Here is a 12915-nt window from a genome sequence, read left to right on the forward strand (position 1 = left end):
TCCGTAGTCTTACCTAGCCGCTTCACGACGTACACCGCATTCCGCACACGTCGGAATTTCTACAAATCAATTCCCGATTGGACCGAGCCGGAAAAGACTCCAGGGCCAGGCCAATGCGCCGGGTTCGGTGCCTTCGAGGAACCACTCGGTGTAGCGCCGATCCGCGGGGGTGGCGCCGGTGGCAAGCTGCCCTGATGTGCGATCGAGTTCCACCGCCACGATACCCGGCGGCGGAGTCCACACATTGCTGCCGCGCGAATCGTATGCCGAGGCGAGAATGTGACCGGCAATGGGAGCCGCCAGCGTTCCACCCGCGGCACCCGGTGCGATCATGGCGGGCTTGTCGAAACCCAACCAGACACCGGTCACCAGTTCGGGGGTCATCCCCACGAACCAGACATCGGTGTTGTCATTGGTGGTGCCGGTCTTGCCGGCCACCGGAACCCGCGCCGGAACGATACGACGCAGTGCGGTTGCCGTGCCCCGTGTCACCACATCCTGCATCATGTCGCGCACGATGAATGCCACCCGCGGGTCCATGGCGGGACGGGGGGCCGCGCTCTGTGGCGCGAGGATGGTGCGCCCCGTGCGATCTTCCACGCGTACCATGAAGCGCGGCTCGACGCCCACCCCGCCGTTGTCGAAGGCCGCATAGGCGGCCACGAAGTCCAGCGGCTGCACCACGCTCGCGCCCAGCGCGCTCGATGGATATGGCGCGATGGGAGAGCGCAGCCCGGCACGCCGCGCCAGCGCGGTCACCGAGTCCATGCCCACGGACTGCGCCAGCTGCACCGCGACCGGATTGCGGGATTTGGTCAGGGCTTCGCGAAGGGTGAGCGGCCCGAGAAACGTGTTGTCGGCGTTGTCGGGCGAATAGATCTGTCCATTCTCGAGACGGAGCCGGAGCGCGGTGTCGGCCACGGTGGCATTGGCCGTGAGACCCTGGGCCACCGCCTGCGCATACACGAACGCCTTGAAGCTCGAGCCCGGCTGACGATTGCCGTCGACCGCCCGATTGAAAGACGAACGTGCATAGTCGCGTCCGCCCACCAGGGCACGTACGTCACCCGTGGCCGGATCGAGCACCACGGCCGCGCCTTCGAGACAGGCAGCCACCCGGGGCGCCTTGCTTCCGCTCTTCGCGGTATCGGCGCCGGCCCGGCAGCGCTGACCACGGAACCCCGGACGACTCTCGATCTCCTCGATACCGCTGGTGAGCGCAGCCTGGGTCGCGCGCTGCAACGCGAGATCGATGGTGGTGTGAATGCGATAGCCGCCCTGCATCACCGGCACGCCCGCGCGTTCCGCCTGCACCCGCACCACGTCCACCACCCACGGAGCCGGCTGACGGTTGGTGGAGACGGTGCGCACCGGTTCCTTCTGCGCCGCGGCGGCCTGCGCCGCCGTGATGTATCCCTGATCGGCCATGAGCGCGAGCACCGTATTGCGCCGCTCCCGGTTGCGATCGGCGTACCGCACGGGATCGTACAACACCGGACTCTTGGGCATCGACGCCAACGATGCCGCTTCGGCGAGCGTCAGATCGGCCGCACCTTTGCCAAAATACTGGCGCGCGGCCATCTCGATGCCATACGCGCCACGCCCGAACGAGATCTGATTGAGGAACGCCTCGAGGATCTGCTCCTTGGAATAGTGGCGTTCCATTTCGCGCGCGGCCTGCTGTTCGCGCAGCTTGCGCGTGGGCGAAAGATCGCGCCGGTCGATCACGTCGGGGTGCATGTTGCCCACCAGGAGCTGCGTGATGGTGCTGGCACCGCGCAGGCTCCCCTTGGTCACCGCGTCCTTGAGTGCGCCGGCCACGCCCACCAGATCCACGCCGTCGTGCTGATAGAACCGTTTGTCTTCCACGGCGATGAATGCCTGCCCCACGTACTTCGGCAGCGTGCGCAGTGCCACGCTCACCCGGCGCTCCCGTCCCATCTCGCCCAGCAGTGCGCCATCACGTGCCAGGACCAGGGTGGCCTGTGGCGGCGTGATGATGCGCCAGGGCTCACCGGTGGACGGCGGAGTCGTCCCCTGAGCCGTACCGGACTGTCCTCCGGCCTGCGCGCCGACCGGTGACGACGACAGCCCGAGACTGCCGAGCAGCACCATACCGGGCAGGATGGCACCGACAACCGGCATGCGGGAGCGAGATCGTGTCATGCTTCAATTCTACACACCGGTCCCTCGCCTGGTTCGGCCCGGTCGCCGACGATTCCGCGGAGGCGCGCTAGTATTGGAGCATGCTTGGTGACCCGATCCGTCCGCTGACCATCGCCCTGTGTCAATTCGCGCCCCGCAAGGGTGACACGGCCGGCAACCTCGCCAGAATCGGCCGCCTCTGTGCGCAGGCCGCCGCGCTCGAGCCCAGACCGCAGGTCGTGCATTTTCCCGAAACCGCGCTCTCCGGCTATTTCGTGGAAGGCGGCGTGCGCGAGGTCGCCGTCACCGCCGGCGTGCTGGCGTACGATCTCGACGAGGCCTACCGCACGGCCTGCATGACCGCCGGACTCGACACCTTCCCCCTGGACGTGGTGATCGGCTTCTACGAGCGCTGGCGCGATACACTGCACAACAGCGCGGCCTACATCACGATCGGACTCGACGATGGCCCGCCGGTGCTGCGTCACGTGCACCGCAAGAACTTCCTCCCCACCTACGGTCTCTTCGACGAGGAGCGTTTTGTCGAACGCGGGACGGACATCCGGGCGTTCGAGACCCCATGGGGACGCGCGGCCCTGCTGGTCTGCGAGGACGCCTGGCATTCCGTCAGCGGCACGCTGGCCGCCCTGGACGGCGCACAACTGGTCTTCGTGTCGTCCGCGGCGCCCGCCCGCGGTTCATGGCCACGGGAGGACGGCGTCCCGGGTCCCTACAGCGCCGCCCGCTGGGAACGCCTCATCCGGGATATCGCCGAGGAGCATGGCGTCTACGCGAGCTTCGTGAATCTCGTGGGCTCCGAAGGTGGCAAGCGCTTCTTCGGGACCTCGCATCTGGTGGGACCGGGCGGGGATGTGCGCGGACGCGCGCCGGTCTGGGAAGAGAGTTTTGTGTCGTTCACGATCGATCTCGACGACATCGTCCGCGCGCGGGCCGACAGTCCGTTGCTCAGCGATCTGCGCGTGGCCCTCCCCCATGTGCTCGACAACGTGCGCCGGGTGACCGAAGGCGTGCCGGCGACGCTGGCGTACGACGGCCCCGAACCCGAGGCCGCCGATCTCCTGCGGCAGGCACGCGGATTCACCACCGGCGAATTCCCCGTCCCCACCGAAGCCCTGCAGAAGGCCAACACCATCATCCGGGCGTTGCCGGAGCAGCTTCCGGTGATCCGGCATGGCATGCGTGATCATGGCGGGCCACCGCCGCTCACCATCGATGCCGAACTCACCGAGGAGTGGCTCACCGGTTTTCTGCGGGAAGAGATGGCGCGTCGTGGTTTCGGCAAAGCCGTCGTCGGCATCTCCGGTGGAGTCGACTCCGCCGTGACGGCCGCACTCGCCGTGCGCGCGCTCGGCGCGTCCAATGTCATCGGCGTGCGATTGCCCTACCGTACATCGAGCAGCGAATCGCTGGACCATGCACAACTCGTGATCGATGCGCTTGGCATCGAATCCCGCACGCTCGATATCTCGCCGGCTGTCGACGGGTATCTCGCCAATGAGCCCGACGCCGATGGTGGACGCCGCGGCAACGTGATGGCCCGCGTGCGCATGATCGCACTCTTCGATCTGTCCGCGCGGTATCGCGCCCTTCCCCTGGGCACGGGCAACAAGACCGAGCGGCTCTTCGGGTATTTCACCTGGCACGCCGACGATTCCCCACCGGTGAATCCCATCGGCGATCTGTACAAGACCCAGGTGTGGGCCCTCGCACGGCATCTGGGAGTGCCGTCCATCGTGGTCACCAAAGCCCCCACCGCGGATCTCATCGTGGGGCAGACCGACGAAGGGGACCTCGGTATTTCCTATCCCCGCGCCGACGAGATTCTGAACGGATTGCTGCACGGCTATTCCGACGAGGCCATGCACGCACGCGGTTTCGGCGCCGAGGAGTTGGCCATCGTGTCCCGGCGTCTGAACAGCACGCACTGGAAGCGCCGCCCGCCGGCCACCGCGCTGGTCAGTCAGTCGGGGATCGGCGAGTCGTATCTGCGACCGGTGGACTACTAGTCAATCGCCCTGTCCCATGACCGATGTCCGGCTGCATCTGCTGATCATCGAGGACGACGAGCATGTCCGTCGGGCTCTGCGCGAAGCGCTGCAGGAGTACGCGGCGGACGTGAGTGAGGCGGCCACGGCGCGGGAAGGCCTCGCCATGGCCTCCCGTCAGGCACTCGATGCCATCATTCTCGATCTCGGATTGCCCGACATGCCCGGGCTCGATCTGTGCCGTTCGTTGCGGGCTTTCACCCAGGTGCCGGTGCTGGTGCTCTCCGCGATGCACGACGAACCCACCAAGGTGGCCCTGCTGAATGCGGGTGCCGACGACTACATCACCAAACCGTTCTCCAGTCCGGAGCTGGTGGCCCGCATCCGGGCCCATGTGCGTCGTTTCACCGATCGACGCAACGGCACCTCACCCGTACGATTGCGACTCGGCGACGTGGAACTCGATCTGCAGCAACGCCTGGCCACGCGCGCCGGGCATCCGCTGCGACTCACTCCGACGGAATGGACGCTGCTGCGGGTTCTCGTGACCCAGCGGGGGCGTACCATGACTCACCGCCAGCTCTTCCTGGCGGTGTGGAACCGCGAGTATGGCGATGCGAGTCTCCATCTGCGCGTGCATCTCACCCATCTGCGCCGGAAGATCGAAGCCAATCCGGCCGAACCCCGCTACATCGTCACCGATCCCGGTGTGGGCTATCGCTTCGAATGGCCGGATCCCGCATCGTCCACCACATCGCCGTGAGCGGCGGTCATGCGCGCTGAACGGTCGACGCGATCACGCGGGCGGGCTTTTGCATTGTGGCTGGCCTGGGTCGCGGCGCTGGCGCTGCTCGTGGCCCTGCTGGTTCCCTCACGCGAGCAGATCGAGCAGACGCACGCGGCATTGATGATGCTGCTCATCGTGCTCGGTGCCAGCGCCACGCTGGGTTTCGCCGCGGGCGTGAGCATCGCGCTGCTGGCGTTCGCCCTGCTGAGTTACTACTTCGAATTCCCGCTCGACACCCTCGACGTACCCAAGGGTGTCGACCTGATCGAACTCACGTCGTTTCTCATCGTGGCCGTGGTCGCGGCGCGATTGCTCACCATCGCGCGGGCCCGCGCCACCCTTGCCGAGACCCGGGCCCGTGAGATCGAACGCCTGGCCGTCGAACGCACGGCGCTGGCGACGCAGGCGGCGCAGGCCGAAGGGCTGGCGGAAGCCAATCGCATGAAGGATGCGTTGCTGGCCGCCGTCTCCCACGATCTGCACACACCCCTGACCACGATTCGCGCGCTGGCCGGTCGTCGCTCGGTGTCGGACGACACCGACTGGGCGCTGGTGCAGCAGGAAACCGACCGTCTGTCGCATCTCGTGCGGGAACTCCTCGACTATTCCCGCATTCGTGGCGGAGCGCTTCCCGTTCACATCGAGACCTATCCGGCCGAGGATCTGGTCGGCGCCGTCGTGCGTGAATGCACCGACCGCCTGAGCACCCACACGCTGCACTCGTCCGTGCCCATGACGGGGCCGGTGCTGGCGGGCGCGTTCGATCTCGTGCTGAGCAAACGCGTGCTGGTCAATCTGGTGGAGAACGCTGCCAAGTACGGCACGGCCCACACCACCATCGAACTGCACGTGGACCGCGCATCCGACATGCTGCGATTCACCGTGCAGAACCAGGGGCCGGCCATTGCCGACGTCGACCGGGATCGCATCTTCGAGCCCTTCACCCGCGCGGGCAGTGCACTGACGCAGTCGCGCATTCCGGGCGTCGGTCTCGGGTTGGCGATCGCCCGCGCGCTCACCGAGGCGCAGGGCGGCACGCTCGAGTTGCAACACAACGATCCCGACATCACCCGATTCGTGCTGTCACTGCCGGCGCGGGACTGGTCCGATGCCGCGCCGGATGCGGATCAGGATTCCATCACGCCGCGCACATCCTGACCGCCATCCTGTCGTATGCGGCGTGTGGTACGACACGACCTTAGCAGGACCTTAGCAAAACCTTGGCGCGCTCCGGATTCCGGTTGGCGTCTCGCGGCCAGCTGCCGCGCAAAGGGGCGGCAGAACGACACGGCATAGCACAACATTAGCGGCGACACGCACAGAAGTGGCGCGGCATTCGGATACCATGTGAAGCGAACGTGGTTCGTTTCCCGAGGCTCCGCGCCCTTCCCATGCATCTGCATTCACTTCGTCTCGTCCGCATCGTCGCCGACCATACGGTCGTCGACGAGATCGCCGCGCTACTTGCCGCCACGGGCGCCCATACCTGCGTCTACGGTCAGGTCACCCGCGCGCCCGACACCGAAACACCGGAGGCGGCGCTCCGGGAATGGCTGGTCCTCATCGAGGCCCTGGTGTCTCCATCCGATGCCGAAGCCATCCTGCGCGTCGTGCACGATGAACTCCAGCCACGGCACGCGATCATCGCCTATGCCGTGGAGGCGTACGCGTTCCTGCGGGAGCAGCGGCTGTGATCCTGCATCGGCGTATCCGGAACGCGCTGGGCCTCCCGCTGGGTCGCCTGGCCGTCGTGGTATGGTTGGCCGGCCCTTCGTCGTTGCGCGCACAACAGACCGTGCCGACGGGCGACACCATCCGACTGCGCCGCAGTGATCTGCCCGAATTCGTGCGGCGCCACAACCCGGCCCTGCGCAGCGCGCGTTTTGAAACGGCGTTGGCCGCGGGTGATGTGACCACCGCGCGACTGCGCCAGAATCCGCAGCTCGAAGTCATGGCCGACGTGCTGCCGCTCGGTGGCGGAGAGACCTCACCCAACAGCCGTCAATACGGCATCCAGCTGGCCTTCCCCATCGAACGAGGCAACAAGCGGGCCCTGCGCACCGACGTGGCCTCGCGCACGCGCCTGCTCACCGAGCAGCGCGCCACCGATGTGTTCCAGCAGCAGCTCGGCGATGTCGACATGGCCTGGACGGACCTGCTGGCCAGTCTCGCGGCTGAACGCATTGCCGCTGCCACGCTCGAAGGATATCAACGCCTGGTCGAGGTGAGTCGGGTGCGTCTCGAAGGTCGTCAGATCTCCGCTGCCGAATTCGCCCGCATCGCCGTGGAACGTGGCCGCGCGGCGGTGGCGCTCGAAGATCAGCGGATCGAAACGACCGAATCGCGGGCCCTCGTCGCCCGTCTGCTGGGCATCAGCGGTCTGCTGGTGCCGGTCGACACCCTGACACCGATGCTCTCACCGACGCTCACCGCCGATTCACTCGTGACGCTGGCGCTGATGCAGCGCGCCGATGTGCGCGCCGCCCGGCAGAACATCGAGGTGGCCCTCGCCGATCAGCGTCTGCAGGAGGCGATGGCCCGTCCCGATCTGTCACTGGCCTTCGAATACAGCATGCAGCAGCGCATCCCCTTGTACGGCGCGACGGTGAACATGCCGTTGCCACGGTACAACCGCAATCAGGGGGAACGGGAAAAGGCCGCCGTGCGCCTGGCGCAGGCCCGCGACGAACTCGAACGCATCGAACGCGAAGTGCGCGGCGATCTGCGGCGCGTACTCGCCGTGGTGGAATCCCGTCTCGCGGCGCTGTCGCGGTTCGGCGATGGCGAGGACGGCATGCTGCAACGCTCGCTGGCCGCGCGAACGGCTGCGGAGTTCGCCTACCGCAACGGCGCAACCTCACTCGTCGAACTGCTCGATGCGGAACGCAGCTACGACGAGGTCCGCCGCGCGCACACCGATGCCATCGCCGCTCTGAACAAGAGCCTGATCCATCTGCAATTCATCGCCGGCCTCTCTCCCGTCCCGCCATCATGATGTCGTTCATCCGCCTTCCGTCCACGCACCCTGCTCCTCAGGCGCGGTGGGCGCGCCGCTCCTACCGTTGCGCACTCGCGTTGCTCCTGGTGAGTCACACGGCCTGTGTGTTCGTCGATCCGCCGGCCGTCACGCCGACCGAGGAAACACCCGCCGGTTCCGCGGCCGACACGAACACGCGTCATGTCGTCCTCGATTCCGCGCGCGCGCAGCGGTTCGATCTCGCCGAATCCCGGCGACACACGTTCGCGGTGAGCCAGCGGCTGCCGGGACGGGTCGTTGCCACCGCCGTGGCGGTGCGGGATCTGGCCACGCCACTGCTGATCTTCGAGACGCCGGACCTGTCACAGGCCTACGCGGAGTATCTCCGCGCGCACACCGAGCTCGCCCGCACCCGTCGTGTCGCCGAGCGACTGCTGGCGTTGTCGCGCAATGGCGCGGCCGCGGGCAAGGACGTCGACGATGCCGAAGTGGATGCATTGCAGGCCGAGTCGCACGTGCGCGAGAGTGAAGCCCGTCTGCGCGAAGCCGGACTCGATCCCACGATTCTCGCGCGTCTGGGGCCGGGCGCCGCGCTGGTGAGCGCCGATCTGCCCGAAGCCCGCATCGGTCTGGTACGGGTGGGCGCCGTGGCTCTCGTCGACCTCACGTCGTTCCCCGATGAACCGCAGCGCGGCCGTGTGGTGTCGGTAAGCGATGCCATCGATCCGCAGACCCGCACGGCGCGGGTGGCGATCAGCGTGGGCCAGCCGGGTGGGGTGCGGCCCGGCATGTTCGCATCCGTGCTGGTGGAGCAGCGGGCGGCGCAGGCCGTGGCGATTCCCCGGTCGGCGGTGGTGCAGGCCGACGCGCGCACATTCGCCTTCGTGCGCACCGCCGCCGGCACCTTCGAACGCCGCGAACTCACTCTCGGCCCCGATGATGGCACTCTGGTTGCCGTCCTGCGGGGCATCGGGCCGGGTGAGCAGGTCGTGACGTCGAACGTCATGCTGCTCAAAGGCCTCTCGTTCGGATATTGACGCATGCTCGACGCGATTGCCCGCTTCTCCCTGCGCCAGCGCCTGCTGGTCCTCGTGCTCTCGGTGGTGCTCGTGATCGCCGGCGTGGCGAGTTGGCGCGCGCTCAAACTCGAAGCATACCCCGATGTGTCGGACACCGAAGTCGCGATCATCACCCAGTACGACGGACGCGCCGCCGAGGAGGTGGAACAGCAGATCACCATCCCCGTCGAACGCGCCGTCAACAGTGTGCCCCGTGTGCTCAACCGGCGCTCACGGACGATCTTCGGACTGTCCATCGTCAAACTGACGTTCCAGGAAGGCACCGACGATTTCTTCGCGCGCCAGCAGGTACTCGAGAAGCTGCGCGACGTGGACCTGCCGGCAGGCGCGCAACCACAACTGGCACCGCTCTCCACACCCGTGGGTGAGATCGTGCGGTATGTGGTGGAAGGCGACGCGCGCTTCAACTCCATGCAGTTGCGGGAGCTGCAGGACTGGGTGGTCATCCCGCGCCTGCTGCAGGCGCCGGGTGTCACCGACATCACGAACTTCGGTGGTCTCGTCCGGCAGTACAATGTGGTCATCGACCCCGAGCGGTTGCAGAAGTTCGGCCTCACCATCCAGCAACTCGCGGAATCCATTCGCGAGAACAACGGCAGCACCGGTGGCAATGTCATCCGCAGCGGTGCCTCGCAGCTCGCCGTGCGGGTGGTGGGCCGCATCATCGGGCGGGAGGATCTCGAACGCACGGTCGTGTCGACCCAGCGCGGTGTACCCCTCTTCCTGCGTGATATCGCCAGTGTGGAGATGGGCCCCCTGCCGCCAACGGGTGTGCTCGGGTTCACCGATCTCATACGCAACGAAGACGTGGACGATGGCGTCGAAGGCATCGTGCTCATGCGCCGCGGCGAAAATCCCTCCGAAGTGCTGGAGGCCGTGAAGTCGCGCATCGACGAACTGAATGCCGGCGCATTGCCCGACGGAGCGCGGGTCCGGGTGCTCTACGACCGTTCGGAGCTGGTCGATGCCACCCTGCGCACGGTGTCACACACTCTCGCCGAAGGGCTCCTCATCGTGACGCTGATGCTGCTGCTCTTTCTGGGCGATCTGCGTCTCGCCGCGGCGGTGGCGGTGACCATTCCGCTCTCGCTCTGCGGCGCCTTCGTGCTGATGAAAGCCACGGGCATCCCCGCCAATCTCCTGTCACTCGGCGCCATCGACTTCGGGATCATCGTCGACGCGTCGGTGGTGATGGTCGAAGCGATCGCCCGCACCCTCTCGCACGCCAGCGACGAGGAGCGCCGACTCGGCAACCGGCGGGCGATCTTCGCAGCGGGCAGTGAGGTGCGCCGGCAGATCGTGTTCGCGGTGCTGATCATCGTCCTGGCGTTCCTGCCGCTGTTCACGCTGCAGCGCGTGGAAGGCAAGTTGTTCCGCCCGATGGCGTTCACCCTTTCGTTCGCCATCGGCACGTCGCTGGTCCTGGCACTGACCATCGTCCCGGTGGCCTGTTCGCTGCTGCTTGGCCGGAATTTCCGGGAACGGCACAATCCGGTGCTGCACTGGCTGAGCGAACGATATCGCCGCACGGTGGCGTGGGTGTTGCGCCGTCCCGGTCCGGTGCTGGCCGGCGCCGCCGTGCTGATCGTATCGTCGTTGGCCGGCGCCCGGCTCATCGGCACCGAATTCCTGCCGCAACTGGACGAAGGCGGTTTCAACATCCGCTGCATCCTGCCCTCCGGCATCGCGCTCGATGAAGCCCGCCAGTATCCCACGCAGATCCGGGCGGCCCTCGCGCGTTTTCCGGAAGTGCGCGTGGCGATCTCGTCACTCGGGCGCAATGACGACGGCACCGATCCCTATGGACCGAGTCGCATCGAGACGCTGGTGCAGTTGCGCCCCTACGACAGCTGGACCACCGGCCGCACCAAGAGCGATCTGCAGCGGGCCATGCAGCAGGCGCTGGAAACGCAGATGCCCGGTGCGAGCTTCAGCTTCTCGCAACCCATTCTCGACAATGTGAGCGAAGCCGTCACCGGGTCGGCCGCCGATCTCGCCGTACTGGTGAACGGCAATCATCCGGACACCCTGCGTCGTGTGGCGCTGGCGGTGCTCGACGAAGTCCGGCGCGTTCCCGGCGCATCGGCCAGTGGTCTCGAACAGGAAGGACCGCAGACCCAGTTGCTGGTCGATGTCGACCGGGAAGCATTGGCCCGCTACGGCATCGACATCAGTGATGTGAACACCGTGATCGATCTGGCGGTGGCGGGCAGTCCCGTGAGCGAGGTCTACGAGGGCGACCGGCGCTTCGCCATCACGCTCCGGTACACCCGCGAGGCGCGTTCGAGCATTCCCGCCATCGAGAATCTGCAGATCCTCACCACCAGTGGCGCGCGGATTCCCCTGTCGCAGGTGGCGCGCGTGAAGCTGGTGGAGGGACAGACGCTCATCGCGCGGGAGAACGGGGTCCGACAGATCGGCGTGCGCACCAACATCGTCGGCCGGGATCAGGGGAGTTTCGTGGCCGAAGCGCAGGATCGCGTGGCAAAGGCGGTGTCGCTGCCCGATGGTTACGATATCCGCTGGGGTGGACAATTCGAGAATCTGACCCGCGCACGCGAGCGGCTGCTGCTCATCGTGCCGATCACCATTCTGCTGATCTTCGTGGTGCTGTTCGTGCTCTTCGACAACAGCATGATCGATGCGGGCGTGGTGCTGATGAACGTCCCCTTCGCCATGGTGGGTGGTGTCGCCGCACTGCTGCTGCGGAACATCAACTTCAGTGTGTCCGCCGGCGTGGGGTTCATTTCCCTCTTCGGCGTGGCCGTGATGTCGGGTGTCCTGCTGGTGAGCTACATCAACATGCTGCGACAGGAACGGTTGCTGCGGTTGCACCAGGCGGTCCTGGAGGGGGCGGTCACGCAGTTCCGTCCGATCCTGATGATGATGTCGGTGGCACTGATCGGCCTCATTCCCGCGGCCCGCGCCGAAGGCATCGGCAGCGACATCCAGCGCCCCCTGGCGTCGGTGATCGTGGGCGGATTGCTCTCGGCCCTGCTGCTGACGTTGCTGGTGATGCCGGCGCTCTACTTCGTGGTGGAACGCTTCCGTGTGGCCCGTCAGTACCGGCGCCGTCACGCACGTCGGGCACGCGAAGGGGAGGACGATCAGTTCTGAACCAACGTCCTCACTCGCTCCGCCACAACGCGTCAGCGTCCGCCACCGCCAACTGCGCGCAGAACCCGCTGATACGCTCCACGGCCTGCGCCATGAATTGCGCACCGACTTCCGGCGTGGCCGAGCGTGGATCACCCACACCGGTATCGGCCGTGAGTTGCGTCCAACGCCGAGGCAGCCATGCCCAGCCGGCGCGGGTGCCATCGAAGATGCTGGGGTTCACCTGGCCGTTGCCCCAGCGACTGCGGTCGGCGTCCACGAGTCCGGGCGCGATGTGCATGATGGCCGCCGTTTCCAGTTCACCGGCATGATCACCCGGCTCACGGAACACCGAGGCATCTGCCGCCTGCCACCAGTTCACGATGGACAGAATGATCGAGGTAGACGGCTGCAGTTCCCGCACCAGGGCACGCAGTTCGTTGCCGCCATGCGCATTGAGCAGTACGAGCGCCCGCACGCCATTCGGCTCGAGACTCCGGATCACATCACGCAACACCAGCAGCTGGGTGCTCGGCATGATGTTGATCGTGAAACGCAGATCGAGCTGCGTGGTGTTCACGCCGAACGGAATGGGTGGTAACGCCACCACACCGGTGCCGTTCGCGATGGCGTGTGCCGCCACACGCGCCGCGACCTCGGCACCAAGCATGGTGTCGGTGCCATAAGGCAGATGGGTGTTGTGCGGCTCCGTCGCGCCGAACGGCAGCAACGCCACGGGCCATGCTCCTTCCCGCATGGCCGGCCAGGTCTGCTCGGCCAGTACACCCGGCCGCGGCGCGGCGTTTCCGTGGTCACTCATCGATC

9 protein-coding genes are annotated in these 12915 nt (G+C 66.7%); 7 read left to right on the forward strand and 2 right to left on the reverse strand.

Translation table 11 applies throughout. From position 1 onward, the window contains the following. Positions 1–66: 66 nt before the first annotated feature. Positions 67–2166, reverse strand: coding sequence for a PBP1A family penicillin-binding protein (locus WG208_RS02635; protein ID WP_337169762.1), 2100 nt, complete (start codon positions 2164–2166; stop codon positions 67–69). An 80-nt stretch (positions 2167–2246) separates the two neighbouring features. On the opposite strand from WG208_RS02635, the gene WG208_RS02640 reads away from it, so the two are divergent. The 7 genes from WG208_RS02640 to WG208_RS02670 all read left to right on the forward strand — a co-directional run bounded on the left by WG208_RS02640 (position 2247) and on the right by WG208_RS02670 (position 12111). Next, on the forward strand, positions 2247–4172 hold the full coding sequence (locus WG208_RS02640; RefSeq protein WP_337169763.1) for an NAD+ synthase: 1926 nt from the start codon (positions 2247–2249) through the stop codon (positions 4170–4172). Between the two features lie 16 nt (positions 4173–4188). Beyond that, entirely contained in the window at positions 4189–4914 is a 726-nt protein-coding gene (locus WG208_RS02645; protein ID WP_337169764.1) for a response regulator transcription factor, read from the forward strand. Positions 4915–4923: 9 nt separating this feature from the next. After that, positions 4924–6096 (forward strand): ATP-binding protein, encoded by a 1173-nt coding sequence (locus WG208_RS02650; protein WP_337169765.1) that lies wholly within the window; start codon positions 4924–4926, stop codon positions 6094–6096. Positions 6097–6329: 233 nt separating this feature from the next. Continuing rightward, positions 6330–6632: a hypothetical protein gene (locus tag WG208_RS02655; RefSeq protein ID WP_337169766.1), complete on the forward strand. Its 303-nt coding sequence runs from the start codon at positions 6330–6332 to the stop codon at positions 6630–6632. Beyond that, positions 6629–7933: a TolC family protein gene (locus WG208_RS02660; RefSeq protein ID WP_337169767.1), complete on the forward strand. Its 1305-nt coding sequence runs from the start codon at positions 6629–6631 to the stop codon at positions 7931–7933. Before WG208_RS02655 ends, WG208_RS02660 begins: the two co-directional genes overlap by 4 nt. Further along, positions 7930–8952, forward strand: a complete 1023-nt coding sequence (locus WG208_RS02665) for an efflux RND transporter periplasmic adaptor subunit (RefSeq protein ID WP_337169768.1) — start codon at positions 7930–7932, stop codon at positions 8950–8952. The genes WG208_RS02660 and WG208_RS02665 overlap by 4 nt, the downstream gene beginning before the upstream one ends. 3 nt (positions 8953–8955) lie before the next feature. After that, positions 8956–12111, forward strand: a complete 3156-nt coding sequence (locus WG208_RS02670; RefSeq protein ID WP_337169769.1) for a CusA/CzcA family heavy metal efflux RND transporter — start codon at positions 8956–8958, stop codon at positions 12109–12111. 10 nt (positions 12112–12121) lie between these two features. Here the strand turns inward: WG208_RS02670 and WG208_RS02675 are convergent, their stop codons facing one another. Then, on the reverse strand, positions 12122–12910 hold the full coding sequence (locus WG208_RS02675) for a creatininase family protein (protein WP_337169770.1): 789 nt from the start codon (positions 12908–12910) through the stop codon (positions 12122–12124). Positions 12911–12915: the final 5 nt, after the last annotated feature.

Source organism: Gemmatimonas aurantiaca, assembly GCF_037190085.1.
GTDB lineage: Bacteria > Gemmatimonadota > Gemmatimonadetes > Gemmatimonadales > Gemmatimonadaceae > Gemmatimonas > Gemmatimonas aurantiaca_A.